Source organism: Bradyrhizobium pachyrhizi (assembly GCF_029714545.1).
Lineage (GTDB): Bacteria > Pseudomonadota > Alphaproteobacteria > Rhizobiales > Xanthobacteraceae > Bradyrhizobium > Bradyrhizobium pachyrhizi.
The window spans coordinates 1,992,315-2,011,193 of the sequence record NZ_CP121667.1 but is presented as its reverse complement, the minus strand read 5'-3'; the positions used below and the strand labels follow the sequence as shown (position 1 = coordinate 2,011,193).

The 18,879-nt window shown below is 61.6% G+C and carries 15 protein-coding genes and 2 pseudogenes; 7 read left to right on the top strand and 10 right to left on the bottom strand.

Translation table 11 applies throughout. The features are described from left to right. Positions 1–41: 41 nt before the first annotated feature. Positions 42–350: a hypothetical protein gene (locus tag QA639_RS09125; RefSeq protein ID WP_283089588.1), complete on the top strand. Its 309-nt coding sequence runs from the start codon at positions 42–44 to the stop codon at positions 348–350. 43 nt (positions 351–393) lie between these two features. Here the strand turns inward: QA639_RS09125 and QA639_RS09120 are convergent, their stop codons facing one another. Then, positions 394–738, bottom strand: a complete 345-nt coding sequence (locus QA639_RS09120) for a hypothetical protein (RefSeq protein ID WP_283089587.1) — start codon at positions 736–738, stop codon at positions 394–396. Beyond that, positions 738–1,829, bottom strand: coding sequence for an IS5 family transposase (locus QA639_RS09115; protein ID WP_283089586.1), 1,092 nt, complete (start codon positions 1,827–1,829; stop codon positions 738–740). Before QA639_RS09115 ends, QA639_RS09120 begins: the two co-directional genes overlap by 1 nt. 590 nt (positions 1,830–2,419) lie before the next feature. Here QA639_RS09115 and QA639_RS09110 point away from each other — a divergent pair. Further along, positions 2,420–2,662, top strand: coding sequence for a hypothetical protein (locus tag QA639_RS09110; RefSeq protein WP_283089585.1), 243 nt, complete (start codon positions 2,420–2,422; stop codon positions 2,660–2,662). Between the two features lie 1,432 nt (positions 2,663–4,094). After that, positions 4,095–4,271: pseudogene (locus QA639_RS41720) on the top strand (response regulator); the annotation flags it as partial. 67 nt (positions 4,272–4,338) lie between these two features. Here the strand turns inward: QA639_RS41720 and QA639_RS41715 are convergent. Further along, a pseudogene (locus tag QA639_RS41715) lies at positions 4,339–4,464 on the bottom strand (erythromycin esterase family protein); the annotation flags it as partial. Positions 4,465–4,925: 461 nt separating this feature from the next. On the opposite strand from QA639_RS41715, the gene QA639_RS09090 reads away from it, so the two are divergent. Next, a complete protein-coding gene (locus QA639_RS09090; RefSeq protein ID WP_283089582.1) occupies positions 4,926–5,282 on the top strand; it encodes a hypothetical protein in 357 nt (118 codons plus the stop codon). Here QA639_RS09090 and QA639_RS09085 read toward each other — a convergent pair. Then, on the bottom strand, positions 5,227–6,558 hold the full coding sequence (locus QA639_RS09085) for a tyrosine-type recombinase/integrase (protein ID WP_283089581.1): 1,332 nt from the start codon (positions 6,556–6,558) through the stop codon (positions 5,227–5,229). The genes QA639_RS09090 and QA639_RS09085 overlap by 56 nt on opposite strands. A gap of 636 nt (positions 6,559–7,194) precedes the next feature. Then, positions 7,195–7,752, bottom strand: a complete 558-nt coding sequence (locus QA639_RS09080; protein WP_028335418.1) for a zinc metalloprotease — start codon at positions 7,750–7,752, stop codon at positions 7,195–7,197. Positions 7,753–8,379: 627 nt separating this feature from the next. On the opposite strand from QA639_RS09080, the gene QA639_RS09075 reads away from it, so the two are divergent. Continuing rightward, positions 8,380–10,221 carry a caspase family protein gene (locus tag QA639_RS09075; RefSeq protein WP_283089580.1) on the top strand — a complete coding sequence of 614 codons (1,842 nt, stop codon included), beginning with the start codon at positions 8,380–8,382 and terminating at the stop codon, positions 10,219–10,221. 207 nt (positions 10,222–10,428) lie between these two features. Here QA639_RS09075 and QA639_RS09070 read toward each other — a convergent pair whose 3' ends face one another. From QA639_RS09070 to QA639_RS09060, 3 genes are all read right to left on the bottom strand, one after another. Further along, positions 10,429–11,073, bottom strand: coding sequence for a DUF4384 domain-containing protein (locus tag QA639_RS09070; RefSeq protein ID WP_028335416.1), 645 nt, complete (start codon positions 11,071–11,073; stop codon positions 10,429–10,431). Positions 11,074–11,093: 20 nt separating this feature from the next. Further along, positions 11,094–12,872, bottom strand: a complete 1,779-nt coding sequence (locus tag QA639_RS09065; RefSeq protein WP_028335415.1) for a caspase family protein — start codon at positions 12,870–12,872, stop codon at positions 11,094–11,096. Positions 12,873–13,030: 158 nt separating this feature from the next. Further along, positions 13,031–14,752 carry an NHL repeat-containing protein gene (locus QA639_RS09060; RefSeq protein WP_283089579.1) on the bottom strand — a complete coding sequence of 574 codons (1,722 nt, stop codon included), beginning with the start codon at positions 14,750–14,752 and terminating at the stop codon, positions 13,031–13,033. A 186-nt stretch (positions 14,753–14,938) separates the two neighbouring features. Here QA639_RS09060 and QA639_RS09055 point away from each other — a divergent pair, with 186 nt between their 5' ends. Together QA639_RS09055 and QA639_RS09050 are read left to right on the top strand one after the other, a co-directional pair. Continuing rightward, complete coding sequence (locus tag QA639_RS09055; protein ID WP_157347071.1) at positions 14,939–15,220, top strand: hypothetical protein; 282 nt, start codon at positions 14,939–14,941, stop codon at positions 15,218–15,220. An 88-nt stretch (positions 15,221–15,308) separates the two neighbouring features. Then, positions 15,309–16,289 (top strand): DUF4424 domain-containing protein, encoded by a 981-nt coding sequence (locus tag QA639_RS09050; RefSeq protein ID WP_283089578.1) that lies wholly within the window; start codon positions 15,309–15,311, stop codon positions 16,287–16,289. Positions 16,290–16,297: 8 nt separating this feature from the next. On the opposite strand, the gene QA639_RS09045 is transcribed toward QA639_RS09050, so the two are convergent. Next, complete coding sequence (locus QA639_RS09045; RefSeq protein ID WP_028335411.1) at positions 16,298–18,103, bottom strand: serine/threonine-protein kinase; 1,806 nt, start codon at positions 18,101–18,103, stop codon at positions 16,298–16,300. Further along, the gene (locus QA639_RS09040) at positions 18,100–18,876 is read right to left on the bottom strand and encodes a PP2C family protein-serine/threonine phosphatase (protein WP_028335410.1); all 777 of its coding nucleotides are present in this window, start codon (positions 18,874–18,876) and stop codon (positions 18,100–18,102) included. Before QA639_RS09040 ends, QA639_RS09045 begins: the two co-directional genes overlap by 4 nt. Positions 18,877–18,879 lie beyond the last annotated feature (3 nt).

Below are 18,879 nucleotides of genomic sequence, written 5' to 3'. Positions count from 1 at the left end.
GAGAATCGTTTCCCTGCCGACCAAACAACCCAAGATGAGAAATGAAATACGTGGGTGATCGTCCCTACTCCGACCCTGAGAAAGCCGCCCGCAGGATCATGGAGCACGCCCGGGCATTCGAGCCCGTGCAGGACGGCCGGACCTACATCGAGAAGATCAACTATCCGATGCTCTACCAGGACAAGGCCACGCCGGCTGAGTATTGGGCCGGCTTGGAGTACGTCGAGGATCAGGGCTGGCTCGAGTACCACGAGAGCGGGACGTTCGTGAGGATGACGCAGGCCGGAACGGACCCTGTTCGCATAAGACGGCCCCAGCGCCCGGGGAGAGAACTGAGGCCGATAAGTTAGTCCCACATCCTCGTCGTACCGATCTAGCAGGCTGTTGAAGAACTCAGCCGCGTTCGCAAACGAAGCCTGAATCGTCGCCATTGTGGATGTAGAAGTGGCCAACGAGCCTGCCAGCAGTGCCGATCATAACCCACCCGCGACCGCAGACGGGGTCATTCTCGTCGTGCCCTTCCCATGAGAACTCCGCGCAGGCCGAACCGTCTCGCGCGCCGTAGCGGACGTCGAGAAAGCCCTTTAGCGCACCGAAGGCAATTGCACCGTCGGACTTACCCTGGAAGGTGAGATGCGCCTCTTCGACAAGATCGAGGAAGTCGCTGTCCCAGTTGTCCATGTCGGCGATGCGCCAGCGGCCGGCAAAGGCCTTGGCGAAGCCAGGCACCTTGGCCATCAGGCGTCCTCCGCTATCAGCTTGGGCAGCCGCACCAGATTGTAGGCGGCAGAAGCGAAGGTAAAGGCCCATGCGACGCGATCACGGCCCCGGAAGCAGGTCTTTTCTTGCCCGGCGACCGTCTTGATCCAGCCGAATGCCTCCTCGATGCGCTTGCGGATGCGCTGGCTGACGGCATAGCCGCTGTGCCGGGTCGTTCGCCCGTCGATCGCGGAGCTGCGGCCGCTGGTGTTCTGCGCAACATGCGGCGTCACGTTCATCGAGCGCAGCTCGTTGACGAAGTCTTCTGCATCATAGGCTTTGTCGGCGCCAAGTGTGATCGCTGTCGGCCGGTCGGCACGCGGCTCGATCATGTGCAGCGCGGCCACCCGTTCGGCATGCCCGTTCGCCAGCGTCAGGCAGGCGTCGACCAGCAGGCCGTGGCGGTTCTCCATCAGCCCATGCCCGATGAAGCACAGCTTCGTCTCCTTGCCTTTACCCTTGCGGTACAGCCTGGCATCGGGATCGGTGGTCGAAGCATGGGTGTCGTTGGAGCGTTTCTGGCCGTGGAAGTCCGCTTCAGCATTGCGCCCGCCGCCTGGCGCCGGCGGCTCGTCAGAGCCGTCCTTCGGCTTCACGCTCTTCATCGAGGCCCAGGCCTCGATCAGCGTGCCATCGACCGAGAAGTGATCGCTCGACAGGAGCTTCGTCACCTTGGGCTGCGCCAGCACCGCCGCCAGGAACTTGGCCGCGATGTCGCCTTCCAGCAGCCGGTCGCGGTTCTTCGAGAACACAGAATGGCCCCAGACTGCGTCGTCGATACCGATTCCGACGCACCACCGGAACAGCAGATCGTATTCCAGCCGCTCCATCAGAAGCCGCTCCGAGCGGATCGAATAAAACGCCTGCAACAGCATCGCCCGCAGCAGCTTCTCCGGCGGGATCGACGGCCGTCCGATCGGCGAATAAAGCGCGACAAACTCGCGCTCCAGCGCCGAAAGCCCCTCGTTCACAATCGTCCGGATCGCTCGCAGCGGATGATCACGCCGCACCCGCGCCTCCAGATCAACATAGCTGAACAGCTCGCCCGTTCGATTGTCGCCGCCGCGCACGCATGATCTCCGAATCCCGTCGGAGCCAATGAATCACGGTCACGGGTCCACGGCGAGCGCCTTTTTCAACAGCCTGCTAGAACTGCGCTAATTGCAAGTTGTTCCGAACGGAATGGCCCAGCGCTCGGAGCACGCTGGGGCCATCTGCTTTCCACTCACACTGTCCGAATGCGGTTTGGTAGGGGGATGGTGAGCTGCATTCGAATGACCGACGAACAAAGCTCGGCCACGTTCGTTCCTAGCTGCCGTGGGAATGACGCTAAAGCTCGTCCTCTTCGGCGCTTCGCCTCCTGATGATCGTCAGCCGCGCGCTGACTGCAGCCTCCGTTCGCCCGAGCTTGTACGCAATCTCGCGCTGCGTCAGATTTGTGCTGCGAAGCAACTGCAATAGGCGCTGCTCGTCCTCTTGAGACCACGCTGGCATTCAAGTCCTCCGAAATTGCCCGGTCGTAAAATGCCAGTACGGGATTGCAAGTTTCTGGATTGCCGTCTGTCCGGTGTTTCCCGGTAATCAGGCGGGATCGTGCAGTCATCCCAAGGGTGCGACTTTTTGCGGATGCCCTCGACATTAACATAGGTTAGGTTAGGCTGTGGCCTTTGCCGCTTTGGACAAGGCTGTCGCCGAAACCAATTTCGACATTCAATTGCTTGAGGCCAGATCGCAAAGCAGATCGAATTGGTCGCGCAAGATTTGCGAGAAGAAGAGCGCGGTTGAAGCAGAGCGGGAGCTTGAACGGCTCGAAAGGCAACTCGTCGAGGAAAGTATGCGCTCGGTCGGTCGCGCAAAAGCGCTTCTTGGGTGGTTTACTCTCGATCGTCGCGATAGGCTTTAATCTGTGTCCGGATCGAAGAGCTTTCGTAGATGGAACGCCTAAGCTCCACCATCAGCGCGTCATGATTACCGAGAAGCTGACGCCTTTGATCGCGCAGCCTCTGCCCTTCTTCAATGGCAAGATGCGCCCTGATTAAGAGTGAATCGGTCATGGGCGAAGGTTTGCACAAACATCCAATGCGCGCCCTGTCATAAGTTGCGTCGCCACGCCGACCTGCGTGCCACGGTTTCATTTTGCGAACCGGTTCCGCGCGGAACGGGCGTCGAGGCAAAAACGTAACCCAACATCACCGCACGGCCCCGAGGTATCCATCGGTGATGAGAACGCAAAGGCGCGCTCCCGCCTTCCCCGGAACGGAAAGGACAGCGCAATGGCCACCAAGCGTCGTCGTTTCAAACAAACGCAGAATCTTGAAGAGCGCCTTGCCCAAGAGGCACGCGACCTCCGCGAGACGACGAAAACCCTTCCACCCTGTCCCGAGCGAGAGGCCATGTTACGCAAGGCCCGTCAGGACGATACAGCCGCCCGCATGGCAGAATGGCTAACGTCGCCTGGCCTGAGGCCGCCGACCTAGCTGCGCAAGCTGATCCCATGCGCCTAAAAAAGAAACGGCCCCAGCGAGAGGAAGCCGGGGCCAGTGTCTGACTGGGCGTTCTCAGCGCCGGTAGCGATGCGGCGCCGAACACGGCGACCAATGCTACTGCATCCGCTTCGTTCCAAATCGAAAAGGCCCCAGCAAATGAGGGGCTCCGGAATAACCCTCGTGACTCTCGGGAGAGAAAATTGCCGCTTTTTTCCTGAACGCCCGGCGGGCTAGGAACCATCGAAACGGCATAAGCGTATAATTGGCGCTTCTGGCCAGCCAACCCTCACCCCCCCTGCCAGAAGAAAACCCGAGTGTCAGGTTCGGGTTGGCGGCCCCCAGATTGGGGCCGCTTTAAGGATGGGCCCTTATCGCCCGTACACCGCCGGCTCCGACGTTTCCGTGTGGCCACAGTTGAAGCACTCGAACACGCACCACTCGCGACCATCGTCATCGGCGTCATGCTTAATCTTGGCCATGCCCTTCCCGCACGCCGGACAAGGCGGCCAGCTCGGCGCGCCCCTGATCTTAAGATCCATTCTTCGGTAATCCCAAAATTGCTTTTATCCGATAATACTGTCGAGAATTGCCGGTTTTCGTCGATTCGCAAACCCCGCCCCGGATGTTTAAATATTCGATTTCCTACCAAGGGAACGAACTTAGCCGATCAGCGCTCTCCGCCCCGTTCGAGATATGTGGGGGTACGCATGATCACTGAGCGCGTATTCGAAGTTGCTGTTGCAGGCCTTTTTGTCTTCTTGGTTATCCTTCTGTCCATGCTAATCTTCAATTAGTCGCCGGACGGCTGCTCAAGCGGCTCACAGCCGCCATGTCTGCAAAGAGCTGCCGGTGAGCGTACTCCTTGTCGAGGACGCCCCCCTTATCCGTAAATTCGTTGTCGAGGCGCTGCGCGATGCGGGCTACCACGTCATCCACGCGATCACCGGGGAAGAGGCGCTGGACCGGTGCAAGCGCCACGTCGCGGACGCGCTGATCACCGATGTCAGGCTGCCCGGAACCATCGACGGCTGGCAGATCGCGGAGTGCTGCCGCGAAAGCGATCCGGAGCTGCCGGTGATCTACGCCAGGGGCTATGGCCGAGAGTCTCGAACATGTGGGTGCCCCGCAGATTCCAGGAGTCGGCGCCGCCGTAATACATGATCCGGTAGTAGCGCTCAGCCGACGCGATCAGCCGGGCGTTCTGCGCCGCATCGAGGAAGCCATTCACCCTTAATGGCGAAGTTGATGAGCGAGGTCATGAGGTGCTGCGCGATTTGCAGGCCTCGAACACCATTCCAGACCTATTGGTACATAAGCGATGATGTCCTGGGGTGCGAAGCGAGATAGCGACACCTCGCAAGCTGGTTATCGGGGTGGCGACACGGTGGCGAAACGGCACAAAACAAGAAAGCCGCCCCAAAGGGCGGCTCTCAAAAGCTGATTGCAAATCAGTATCTTGTTTGGTTGCGGGGATAGGATTTGAACCTATGACCTTCAGGTTATGAGGCCGAAGGTCGAATGAAAGCAATTTGCGCATCGAGAGCTTCCTAGGCCAACTGAACCGGTTCGTCCTATTTGTACGCCACAGCCGCCCAGCAGCCCTAGCTGCGCGCTTGATTTCTTTCTCGCTGGATCAGCCTACGATCTTATCGCGTCAGACCGATCATTGGTCCGGAGCGCATGAACGACGACCAGAATCGGAACGAGGCATTTGGGTCGCCAAGCAAAGCGCCGCGTAACGCGAAGCGCCGTCGCAAGAGTCGTGGCATGCCGCCCCCCGCGACGTTCGATATCGATACGCTGCCAGGCGGCTCCAATTTGACGGCGTTGGAAACGGCCGCCGTCATCCGGCGCACGCCCGGAGCGCTGGAGCAATGGCGGCGCGATCCGAACCATCCGCTGAAATGGCGCTACGTCGACGGCCGCCCGCTTTATCGTGTCGATGCCGTGCGGGACTACCTGGCCAAATGCGATAAGGCTCCTAAGCCGTCTCAGCCGCGTAATGCTCGCGGAGACGACCCAGCAGCTCGGCCTTGATTGGATCGAGCGGATTCGTTCGCTGCAGGCGCACGACCTTGCCGACACGCAACGCGCCGACCAATTCCGCAATGTAGTCATGAGCCGCTTCGAATGCCATTTTGCGGATGATCCACTGTTCGTCGTGATTGTAGACCTGATCGATTCCGCTTGGCTTTTGCCCGACACAGAGCCGCTGGATCTCATTGTCGTAGCCGCAGCGCGACATGATGGTACGCAGACTGCGCCTCAAGTCATGCATGGTGAATTTTGCGACGCCCGCGTCCTTGACCAAACGGTTGACCATCTTGGTGAAGCCAGACATCTGGCCGCCGGTCTTTGGCGAGGGGAAGACATAGTCGGACGTCGCGCGCTGGAAATGCCTCGCGCCCGCGAGAACCTCATCAACAAGGTGAGTGCGGGGTACATCGTGGTGCAAACCCATCTTGGTCCAGGCCGCATCGAAGGTGATGCGATCATCCATGATGTGCTTCTGCCATTCGATCAGGGTGGGTTCGCTCCGGCGCGGGCCACCGAGTAGGCACACCCTCGTCAGGAGCCCAAAGGTGCCGAGCTTGCCGGACGCATGCCAAACCTTGACGATTTCGTCATCAGTGAGTGCACGGCCCTTCGTTCGGCGCCCCACCCTCTGTGCACGGGTCTCCTTGGGCTCGCGATAGCCAGCCAGCACATTGTGCTCGATATACCCCTCGCCAACGCACCACTCGAGGAACGTGTGGGTGTGCTTGCGCAGGTCCTTGGCCGCCCCCCGCTTACCGGTCTTCGCAACCTTGTCGACTGCCGCCATGATTTGCCGCCGCGTCAGGTCCGCCACGCCACTCTCGGCACTCTCTTTGAGTCCGCGCCGCAACGCCGACATCGCAGGCCTCCAGTTGACGACCTGACGTCCGGTCAGTGAGGCCTGGTAGGGACCATCTTCGACAATGAGGTCCGCTAGCGTGGTACGCTGCTTCTCGGCCGCCTGTTGCCGCCTCGCCTCGCGTTTCGCGTCGTTGGGGTCCATGCCCTTGACCACCTCGCCCACGGCGATGGTGGCGGCTTTGCGGGCGAGCTTCTCATTATACTTGGGCCACGGGCCGAGCGTCTTGCGCTGGGTCCCTCTCACCCCTGGCTTGGTGAAGAGGTAAACCCAGGTCCGGCCGCCGGTAGCGCGCATGCGTAAGGCCAGGCCGGGCAGCTTATCGTCGTGGAGATAATGCTGCGCCTTACCGGGTGGCATCGTGGCGCTGCGGATCACCGCGTCGGTCAGTGTCAGTTGGTTGCTCGGCTCCGGCATGATCCCTACCCTCCTCCTCACGGTGTGCCCCCGCGGGCGCCCGGATCATTCAAGTGGCGGGAAAGCAGCATTGAGTTTGCTTTGCTTTTCCGCCCCGGGGCACACGAGCATGGAAGGACGGCGCCTTCGAGAACAAACGAGGCACAGACCCTTCCACGAATTGTGTGCCCCACGGGAAAATCTGCGGCGGGCACAACAGGGGCACACAAAATGCAGTATGGCCGCTTATGGCCAACTGAGGCAAAATCAGCCATAAGCCACTGCAATAAAAAGAATTATTTCGACAGAACTGTGGCCGCGTGTGGCCAACCTGGATCTACGGATTGTGGTTCACACGGGAGAGGTCCAAGGTTCGATCCCTTGTGCGTCCACCATTAACCCTGCTAAACTAACTAGTTATCGCCTCAACTCCCTCCACGGATGCCCCAAAATAGCTGGGACACAATAGGGACACACGCCAAGCCTGGCCGACGATCACTCTGCCGTGACCTTGTTGACGCCGGACGATCGTTAGCTTGGCTCAGGATCTGGTAGAGCGAACTCCATGTTCCCAACAACGGGCGACGTCGGGAAGAACGCGACCGCTCGGGCGGCCGTCATCCGTTTCATGGAAGTCGGCAGCAGGAGGTTCCAAGGTCAGCCGCCAAATCGCTTCACCAGTTTTGAACTTTTGGCCGTGCTGATCTGCTGACTGGTCAAATCGCTTCCCACGCTCAATCCCTTCGTCATCAAGTTGCTGCGCAGGGCGGCCTGCTTCTCATCGGCGTAATCTACGTCGACGTGGTCGAGACTCATCAAATGCCCAAGTTCATGGGCCCACGCGCGTCCGTTGGCAAAGTCATTGCCATACCATTGGACAAAGCTTGCCGGCTCGGGATCGCTATGAAGATACGAGCCGCCACCGGCCGAGAGATTGACTATCGGATTGACGAGATAGATGTGGACTGCATTGTCGGGAGCATGCCGGAAACTGAGAACATCCAGCACGCGCTGATCATTGTTGCGCGCGCTCTTCGCCATATCGAGCGGCTTATCTTCCACGTAATCATTGATCACGAACGCGATCTTGGCCTTCGCCCAGATCTTATTGACTACATCCAGTGCCTTTTTGGCTGTCTCGCCACTCCATTTTTGCGGCTCGGCGACACCTTTCTCGGCAAATGGCGTAATGTAGATTTTCAGCGGAATAGACATGTGCGTCTCCAACGCTATAGATTTCGACGACACCTGCGGTGGGCGTCCACACGTCGACGGCCAGATCCCGAGTACGCAGATTTCGATTCTTTCGGGACTCGCACGTCTCAACTCGAACGGATCGGCGTTGCTTCCAGATAGACGCAGTTCGCGCTCCTATGGAAGTGGCCCGCGGCTGCGACAAACAGCCGAGACGTACGGGTTGAACCTTGTCGATGCCACCGAGACTAACAACGCGGCCGTCGCACCCTGACGATCCTGCACGAGCATCGCCTGAGCATGCGAGTTCAATTCCGAGATCACTATCGAGAGATGGAACCTCGCCTGGCGAAGCCCAGCCGAATGCCGGCACTGCCAGCCATTCCGGCGCCAAATATAAAAATCAGCAATTTCAATATCTTACATGTCAGCTGACATTTGTTCGGCCGTCTACCATCGGCCCTACACGCTTCGGTGTATCCTTGAACAATCTCGCTGCCCCGGACGACAACATCAGGAATGGATTGGACTCAGGTTTGTTCTCTACGGAGGTATGCTGGCGCCCGTAACGCTTGACGCAGTGGAGTTTGCGCGCGGCCACCTTCGATAAAGCTGCGGTTGTTTCGAGCCGATTTTTGGACGTTCGCCATGCGCTTGTACACGCTCCTCCGAGTTCTTGTTGTTGTTGCTGCTTCAGTTCTCCTGGCGTCTCAGCCAGCCTGGGCAACGAAGCGAGTGGCTTTGGTGGTCGGAAATTCGAACTATCAAAATGCGCCACTACTTCCGAATCCTGCCAATGATGCCACCGCTATCGCCGCGACCTTGAAGGGCGCCGGGTTCGATTTGGTGGAGTCTCGGCTGAACCTGACCTCGAGCGACATGCGGCGGGCACTGAGGGATTTCGCCGATCAAGCTCGCGATGCAGACATCGCCATCGTCTATTATGCAGGTCACGGAATCGAGATCGACGGGACGAATTATCTGATCCCGACGGATGCCAGACTTGAACGCGACACCGATATCTATGACGAGGCCTTCTCGCTCGATCGTGTCCTGCTGGCCATCGAGCCCGCGAAGCAGCTGCGCGTCGTGATCGTTGACGCCTGCCGCAACAATCCATTCGCCGACACCATGAAGCGAACCGTCGCTTCGCGCGCGATCAGCCGCGGGCTCGCACGGGTAGAACCCGCCGTATCCAATACGCTGATCGCGTTTGCGGCGAAGGCCGGACTGACGGCGCTCGACGGCAACAGCAAGAACAGCCCCTACGCGACGGCGCTGGTGAAATATATCGCAAAGCCTGGACTGGACCTGCGCAGGGCTTTCGGTTTCGTCCGCGATGATGTCTTGCAAGCTACCGGCAACCGACAGGAGCCTTACGTTTACGGCTCGCTGGGCGGTGAGGACGTTGCGCTCGTGCCAAAGGCAGAAGAGCCGGCGCCGCCGCCGGCTAACGCCTCGTCGGAGATTCGTCGCGACTACGAATTGGCCCTGCAGGTCGGCAACAAAGCCGCCATGAGCGCGTTCCTCGCCCAGCATCCCGACGGCTATTACGCAAACCTGGCCAAGCTTCAGCTCAATCAGATCGACGCGGAGGACGCGCGCGTTACCGCCACCAGGAAAGCGCAGGAAGCGGAGCAGCAGAAGGCTCGGCTTGCGTCCGAAGGTGCGCAGCGAGCGGAGCAGGAAAAGGCGGCCGCAGATTTCAAGGCCGCGGAGGATGCTCGTATCGCGGCAGAAAGAACAAAGCAGGCGGCGCAGGACCAAGCTGCTGAGGCTGAACGGAAGCGGACCGCATCGCAAACCTCAACGGTCGCCATGCTTTCCGCGAACGGACCCGCGCCCGACAGCGCCAAGCCGGATAGTATTGCAACCGCTACCCCATCGCTGAATAGCGAGGGCGCGAAGGTGGCCGCCTTGAACACGGCGCCGCCGCAGGAGGATCTTGCCAAATCGGTGCAGAGCGAGTTGAGCCGGGTTGGCTGTTTCACAGGCTCCATCGACGGTGAGTGGAACGCGGCCTCGCGTCGCTCCCTGACCCTGTTCAACCGGCACGCCGGAACCAAATTTGACGTCAAGCTTGCAAGCCTCGATGCGCTCGATGCAATCAAGCTGAAACCGGCCCGGGTTTGCCCACTGATCTGCGAGCATGGCTACAAGGCAGACGGCGATCAGTGCCGCAAGGTCACCTGCGCCGAAGGCTCGTTCCTGAACGAGGATAACGAATGCGAGAAGCGGCGCGGGAAAAAGCCGGTGGCGAAGCGTTACATGGATGAGCGCCCGTCGCGCGCCGATCGTCCGGTTCGCGAGAGGCCTGAGCCGCAAGCCGACACTCCCCGCCGACAGGCGACGGCGAGACCCTCGGGTGGCAGCGGCCAGATCGTGTGTGATGCTTATCTATGCCGCCCGGTCCGTCGCGGATGTCATCTCGACTACCGTGGCGGCGGAGGTCCCGGCGGCGGTACCGGCAATGTTGAGGTCTGCAACTAGGACGGCATGCACGGCGGCGCGCTCGAGATCGTGTACGGGCCGCCGTCTCCTCCCCGCAATCGGCAATGCCGGGGCAAGGGAGCCAAACCGCAGGGCCCTGCACGCAAGACACCGAACAGCAGCCTCCGCCACACGGATATTCACCACATGATCGCTCGGGACAGTCTCCTCAACCGCCCGGGTAGCCGGTGCAACGCGATCGCTTACCTACTTGATGGAATATGATTTGATGTCGAACGACCAATTGTTCGGCAACAGTCTTCCGCCGCCGCTGTCCGGTATCCGCAGCTGACTGGTCCAATCCGACAGATAGCTCAACGTGTCGGCCGGCCCTTGAAGCTTGCGCTGAATGTCCGGCAAATCGAGCAATTGCACACGTCGCTCGCTCAGGATCGCAACGATCACGGCGGACCCGGCCGGCGGCGCGACGACATATTCAAATCCACGTTGCTGTGCCGCCGGGGTCGGAACGATGAATTGGACGCCAGGCTTGACAAGATTCATGTCGGGTCCGACCGACTGCGCCAATAGCTCGGCAGTCGGGAAGATCTGGCTCATCCGCCCTTCCGCATCAACATCCACCAGCATCAGATAGCCGGGCTTCCTGGCGGTTACGCCGAACGACACCTTGCCGCCAATGTTGACAGTTGGACCCGGCAGGATCTCAAGCGACACGCCGGCAGCATTTGCCGGGCCGCGCGGGGCCTGTACGCGCCAGAGCAACGGAGCATTCGTCGCACCCGCCGATGAGGCCGATGGCGGCGGCGCCGCCGACGCGGCCCCGCTTCCCGCCAGCAGCAGCACGAACGCGAACCATGATTGCTTGCGGCAAACCAGTTCCGCTGGCGACATGGCCCGCTGCCCCAGGATTGTCAGGGAACGCTGAAGAAGCCGATTGACGCGATCCGCGCATCCGCCGGCAGGTAGCGCTCCAGACTCTTGATCACCTGCCCCGAGGCACGGCGCCGGTTGAGCTGCATCAGGACCGTCTCCAGATCGACCATCCGCTGCTGCGAGGTCACCGCGACGATCTGCTCGGCGCCGAACGGCTCGCCCACCCGAAGAGGCAGCCGCAGATTTGCTGATCGAGCCATCGCGGCATCGGAACCCACCGGATACAGCATCTGGATGGTTCCATCACCAGACACGTTGAACAGCAGCACCGCCCGCGAACCGACGTCGGACAATTCGACCTCGACGGTCTGTCCGCTGCGCTGCTGTCGATCATCCGGCCAAATACGCATCAGCTGCGGCGACTGCGTCGCCATGCGCTTAAGCTCCCGAATTGCCGCGGTTCGGTTGACCACTGTCGTCAAGCCGCCAACGTCAACGCCATAGGCGACGACGTCGCCCCAGGCGATCACGTCATGGGACACGGGGTCCCAGATCAGGTCGGGATTATCAGTCGGTTGAACGGCCTGCACGCTGGCGTCCTGCGGCTTGACGCTGGTGAAATAGCCCATCTTGCCGTCAAGCGCCGCCAAGCGGATCGGCGTGGTGAGGCGGAAGGGCGGCAATGCGGCACTGGGCGCGGCCGGGGCGGTCGCGGCGGCACTGGTTGGAGCGGTTTGCGACTTGGCCGTAACGGCCGGCGGCGCAGGATTCTGCTTCTCGGCGGACGCGACGGTAGCAACCTGGCCGGAGGCAGCTCTCGCGGCCGTCCCCTGGATCAGGACCACGCCGCGGGTCAATTCGAAGGCGACCTCGGTTTCCGGCATCCGTGCCGGCGACGATACCGTCACGATGTTCTGGCGCTGGTCGGACAGTTGATAGACCACCTGCCGAACATTGCTGAAAAGCTCCTTCAGGGTCACCTTGCCATCATGATTGATGTCCGCGTTGCCCTCCACGGCCCGCGCAACGGCATAACTCAGGGCGCCGCGCAGGCCATCGATCCCGGGAATCCGAACTTCCGGAGCCTTGGTGTGACGATCGACCGCGGCGATAAACGCGGTGTGGTCGAGATCGAGTTCGGACTTCGGGTCGTCGCTGCTCGACACCGGCTTCAGTTCATCAACCAGCAGCGTGTAGCGCGGCACCTGTCGAAAGCTCATCTCCGCCGCCCGCGGGTCGATATCGCGCACCATTCCGCCGCCATGGCAGGTATCCGCAACGAAGATCACCCTTGCGCCGCGCAATTCGAATTGCCGGATGAAATGATTGAATTCGCTTCCCAGAATGCGCTCGACCGACCCGGATGGCGTGGTCGCGAATTCGGGCAGCAGGAACACGTTCTCCATTCCGTCCGGTTCGGAGCCCTTGATGCGCTCCGGCTCCTGCGTGCCGTGCCCTGCGATCGACAGGAAGACAAGATCGTTGTTTTTTGTCCGCTCCACCAGTGAGCTGATCTCGCGCAGCACGCTTGCCCTGTCGGCCTGTGCATTGGTCAGCTCGACCACATCGCTGACGCCCATGGTCCTCAAGCTGGACACGATGTCATTGGCGTCGGCGACCGCGCCCTTCAATTTGCGCACATGCTGGTAGTCGTCGATCCCGATGACGAGCGCCCGGAGAGCCGCACCGTCGGGATTGCTTATCGACAGTTCAGCCGCCGCATGCGCGGGCTGGAGCGGCAGGCCGATCAACGCAGCGAACAGGAGGGCTGCACACAGCCAACCGGTCCTTCGATCAAAGCCCCTGAGCGTTCGCATCGCGATCCACCTCGATATCAAGCAGGTCCGCCCTGGAACCGCACTGGTAAGGCAGAGCGGCAGGAATGCCGTTCAGGCCTCCGGAAACCAGCGCGCAGGCGGTAATCCATGTTCATCTGTAGCCTTTGTTCATCTGTAGCCTTGGCAAGACCTCAGGTTCAGCGCCGTTTATTCGCCGTCTTGCGGCCTGTCGGCGCCTCGGTCTCCTGATAGGCGTTCGCGGAAACGGTCGTCTGATCATCTGCGAACGCCCGAAAGCGGACGGGAACGTATCCGCGCGCAAGCAGGCTCGCGAGCGGGTAGACGTTGCGGCAGACCCGACCGTTGCAGCCACCCGTCGAGGATTCCATAACCTCGGCCTTGCGATCCGGCGTGAACCGCAAGAACAACATCACGTGGGAACCCGGCTTGTTCAGGGCGTCACCAGGCTTGAGGTCCCAGGGGTTGGTCACGGGCGCGGCGATCGCGGGGATGGCGGCGGTCGTGTAATGGACGGAAAGCCCCCACGTGGCACTGACGAATGCCGAACAGTCGACACCGGCCACGTCCGGCCGTGGCTCGTTACGGGTGCAGACATTGCCCGCCAGCGTCCCGCTTTCGATGCGCTGCCGGAAATTCGCGAGCGAACCGTGGCAGCCCCAGCAATAGGGCACGCCCCGCACTTCCTGGTTTACCTTGCCCTGCAGGTACCACGGCCGGCGAATACGGCTGAAACCGGAGCATTGGCTGTCGGGATCGCTGCCGTAGTTCGCCGGTGTCAGCTTCCACTGAATGCCCTCAAAGGCGAAGGCCGTCTCAATCGCCTGCTGACGATTGGACGGCCGCACGGCGGCGGTCGCATTGAACCTGATATCCGGCCGCGCCGCCGGCTCGGCCGCCGTGCGCGACGGCCTGACGTCAATGACGGATACCTTGCCCAGGGGGCGGAAGCCGACACCGACCACCTCGACACCATCCGGCTTGGTGCGCAGAAAATAGACGTCGCCATCGCCCGAGACGGTGACGAACCGCCGGGTCACGGGCGTGTTCTCCAGCGGCAGCTCGTAGATGCCCTCAAGGCGTCCGTTCGCGGCATAGCGTGCGACGAAGGTGGAGGCATTCTTGCCCGACGAAGGAATGTCCTCGGCCAGCACGTAGAAGCGGTCGCTGTTGTCGATCTCGAGAAACTCCACGGCGCCGAGCTGGTTGCGGACGCGCAGGCCGAGCTGACCGATGGTCTCGTTGGAGACCATGGTCTGGATTTCGACCCGAACGCCGGCATTGCCCTTGTCGGGAATGATATCGGCGATCACTGATCCCTTGCTGCGCGAGGCGATATATTGCCGGTCGGGCTGTCGCGTCGTCCTCACGATGGCCGCGCGCGTATTCTGATCCAGCAAGTCGGTGGGGCTGCTCAGCGCCTGCGAGCCCATCTGTGCGAAGGCCGAAATGGCGACCTGGTCGTCCGTTCCGCGGGATGAGACTTCCTCCAGCTGGATCACGTCGCCGCCCAACCCGCGTGTGGACTGTCCTGGTGCCGCCTTCAGCATCCGCACGCCGCCGTCCCAAACCATGATGTCGTCGTTATGGACGACGAGGTCGGTGGGCTGCACATCGCCAGGCATCTTCAGGATATCGGGAGCCGTGTTCGGTTGTTTGGGGTCGAACTGCAGAATGCGGCCATTGATTTGATCGAGCACAAACAGGTTTCCCTGTCCGTCAGCGCTGAGCGCTTGCGGGCCCGCGAGCTCGACGTCCTGGCTGGCCGCGACGATCCCCACCATGGATGCAGCCGAACCGCCGGCAAAGCTTCGCACAACCGCATCGTCGGCCCGTGCCCCGGTGGCAGCTATGACCACGCCGACGATAGAGAGCCAGATCCAGCTAGATCGACGAAGCATATCCGCCTCAATGTAACCGAACCGAATGCGGCGTCAGTCCGACTAATCCAAGACTGCCTAATCCAAGACTGCCTAATCCAAGACTGCGCGAGTGCAGCGTCAATTAGTGGCGAGTAACCCCGATCCCGTTCAACTCTTTCACTGGACGGTGATAGTCCGAACTCCTTCAGCTTGCAGTGCAAAATCATGGCCAGAAACAGATTTGAGCAAGTCAGCGAAATCCAGCCCGACGCGATCACTCTGGTTTTGAGGCGCGACAATGCCGGCGCCTCCGGGTCAATCGTGTTGCCGGCCGCCGCAAGCGGGGGACGCCTGAGCAGCGACCAGGTCAGCGCCCACATGCCAGCCCAGGATGCCTTTCGCGGCGCAATCCGTCTCGCCAATGACATGAAGCTCGCGATCGTGGTTTGCGACCCCGATGGCGTCTGGAAGCCGGAATGGGGCGACCTTTACCAGGCGATCGATTGACCCACACGGGCAGACGCTGCGGCGCCGCATGGAGGCCGGCATGGCAATTGGAGTGTTAAGCAGGCTGTCGTTGAGGTCGCGAGCCTTGATGATCGTCCTGTTGGCCGCAACCGGCTGGCCTGCGCGGGCAAACGATTCCGCGGCCGAATTGTCCATCGGCGGGCTGCAATTCGTCCGCACCAAGGACGTGGCCATGGCAAGCGAAGAGCTTCGTATCGGGCTGGACAGGGTCAGCGTGCGCTACCAATTCGTCAACCAGACGAGCAAGCCGGTCACGCTCACGGTCGCCTTTCCGCTACCCGACATCGACCTGTCCGAAGCCGAGAGCATTGCGCTTCCATCGAGCAATCCGGTCAACTTCGTCGAGTTCGAGACCAGGATCGACGGCAACCCGGTGCCGCTGACCATCGACCAGCGCGCCATGGTCGGCAACAAGGATGTCACGGCTCTCCTCCGTCAGTTCAAGCTGTCCCTGCTGCCACTCGGTGATCGGGAGATCCGGGTGGCCGACCTGCCGGCGACAACCCGCACGAAGCTGATCGATGATGGCCTTCTGATACCTGCCGGCATGAGCGACAACGGTCGCCAGCAATACACGCCCGGCTGGATAACCAAGACGTCCGCCGTTCGCGAGCAAGTGTTTCCAGCGGCGCATACCGTCACGGTCGAACATCAATATCGCCCGAGCGTCGGCTCCAGCCCTGACACCGTCCTTCGCTCGGGCCTGCGTCGCAGCGCGGCGCTAGGTCCGGAGGTCGAGCGATACCGGAGAGACTATTGCATTACGGATGCGTTCCTTGCCGAATTGGACAAGCGCACAGGTGACAGCAAGGCCAATACCGCAAAGCTGCAGGAGCGGCGCATTTCCTACGTGCTCAAGACGGGCGCGAACTGGGCGGGTCCAATCCGGTCCTTCACGTTGACGATCGATCCGGGCGGCGACGACCGTCTGGTCAGTTTTTGTCCGGGGCGGCTCAAGCCGTCATCTGCCGACAACGCGCGGCAGTTCACGGCAAGCGACTTCAAGCCGGATGCCGACCTGAAGATCCTGATGATCGGCAGGTTCTGAACGGCAGCTCAATTGGTGAGCATCACATAGCGTCCAGCCGCGGTGATGGCCACGTTGCCGCGTTGTGCTTCGCTCGTCGCCTGCAGGAAGAATGTGTCGGCAGCCATCGGTCGCGGCTGGCGCAATGAATCCAGAACCCGCGGGGCTGCGACGGCCAACAGGAGTTGCGGGCCGGTCGTACGCTCCATCGGCAGGGCAAAGGAAAGCGAGTCGACGCCCGGCTTCAGGAGATAGGACAAGCTGCGCACCTCGCCGCGATCCGAGACCATGAGCAGTTCCACCACACGGTTGGCAAAATTCTCGACGGTCCCATTGAGGGTCTCACCAGCCTTCAGCTCCGTCGCCGACAGGTTGATGCGGGGCGCACGCGCTTGATCGCTTCCGACCTGACTGAGGAACTTGACGGCCGGACATTGCGCCTGATTCACCTGCCTGACGCCGACCGAAGCCTCAAATCCCTGCTCCTTTCGAAACGCCTTGTCGAAGGTATCGAACGGGGCGGTCGAAGCGCCGAAGCCTTCAATGACGGCTGCGCTTGAGCTCACGGCAACAGGCAGGATGAAGAAGCAGTCGCCGCCAGCATATTGGGCAACATATTTGCGGATGCGCTCGGCTCGCCCCGGCCCGTCGGGGGACGGAGACGGCGTCACCGTCGGCTGAGACGGCAGCTTCGCCGGCTCCTGACGTGCTGGCGGTGGCGGAGCAGGCTCGCTCGGCGGTGTGGATGTCCCGGCGAGTTTCGGAGGTGGCGGCAAGGCCTCCAAGCCTGGTGCCTTCCAGACAAATCTATAGAAGGTGTACCCACCGCCCCCCAGCAGAAGCAGCAGCCCCGCGACGCAGGCGCCGAGCCAGATGCGGCGGGAGCCCCGCGTGGTTGATGGCGCCCGCTCCTGCGGCGCAGACGTACCAGCCTGCGACTTCGCCAATGGATCGAAGCCGTAGAGCGGTGCCGCGGACGGCTGAGCCGAGCCCGCCGGCGTCCAGTTGGCGACCTCCGCCATGGTCGGGCGCAAGGCCGGGTCCGGCTGCAGCATCCTCTCGAGAAGCGGCCTGATGCGCATGTCCACTGCGCCGAGATCGGGCACGCGCCGACGCTTCTCGACCAGCTGAAACTGGCTCCCGCCCATATCGAGCTTCTGTCCGGTCAGGGCATGGAACAGCACGAGACCAAAACTGTAGACGTCGGATTTCGCGGTGACATCATTGCCGTACAGGCCGACCTGTTCTGGCGACGCGTAGTTGTCCTTGCCGGCGAAGCCGGAGCCGATGATGGTCTTGTCACCCATCTGCGTCGACCGGGCGATCCCGAAGTCGATGATCTTCGCCCGCCTTACATCGTCGAGCGGCACGATGATGTTATCGGGGGAGACATCGCGATGGATAATGCCGTGCTCGTGAGCGGCCTGAAGGCCCGATGCGACCCGCCGCATCAATTTGATCAGCGCTTCGAAGGTGAGCGGCCCATCGTCGAGCATGTTCGACAACGAGCGTCCGTTCACAAACTCCATCGCCAGATACGGGCGCTGCAGTGCGGGTTCGACCGTGAACAGGAAGTAGCGAACGATTGCTTCGTGCGGAAGATTGTGAAGCGCGGCCGCCTCCCGGCGGAACAGCGCAAGCGCCGCCTCGTTGTCGACCATGTCAGGGAGCAGCATCTTGACCGCGACGGGCGATCCGGTCTGGATCTCGCGGCATCGGTAGACCTCCCCCATGCCGCCTGCCCCGATCATCGCTTCGATCTCGTAAATGCCGTTGAGCCGGGTGCCGGCCGGCACACCGCGGTAGGATGACCGAGACGGATCGTTCGCGGTCATGGTCGCGGCTCCCGATCAAGCGGTGTCCTCGTCGGCTCTGAGGGTCGTGGCGCGAGCAATCGCACGATCACGATCGTGACGTTGTCGAGTCCGCCGCGATCAAGCGCGAGCGCGAGCATGTCGTCGCAGGCGGTCTGGGCAAGGCGAGTAGCCACATGCTGCTCGATCTCGTCGTCCCGCACGTGTCGGGTCAAGCCGTCACTGCAAATCACGAAGATGTCTTCCGGTTCGGCCGGACCGGTCACCACCTCGAGCTCGGGGTCGGCGACGACACCGACAGCCCGGGTGATGGCATTGCTCGGCCAGTCCTGAACCTCTTCGCGCGATAGCGCGCCATCGGCGATCAGCTCCTCCAACTCGCTGTGATCGTGCGATACCTGTGTGATGCCGTCGCGGTTGATCAGGTACACCCGGCTGTCACCCGCCCAGATACAGGCATAATGGCCGTCGCGTACGAGCAGGACTGCCGTTGTGGTCCCGACAATGGCACCCTGCCTTTCATGGCTGAGTGCCAGGATCTCCTGATTGGCGCTGAACAGACGCGCCTCGCATTGCGCCAGCAGGTCCGCCGCGGAGTCTGGCGCGCCGATGGAATCAAGCGACTCTACCACGATGCGGCTGGCAAGATCGCCCGCCTCGTGACCGCCCATGCCGTCAGCGACGGCCCACAGGCCGACGTCGGTCCTTACCAGGCATGCATCCTCGTTCCGCGCCCGCACCCGTCCGGCGTGAGTGACGCTACCGACATCGAACAAGGAGGGGACGTGTGCCATCGC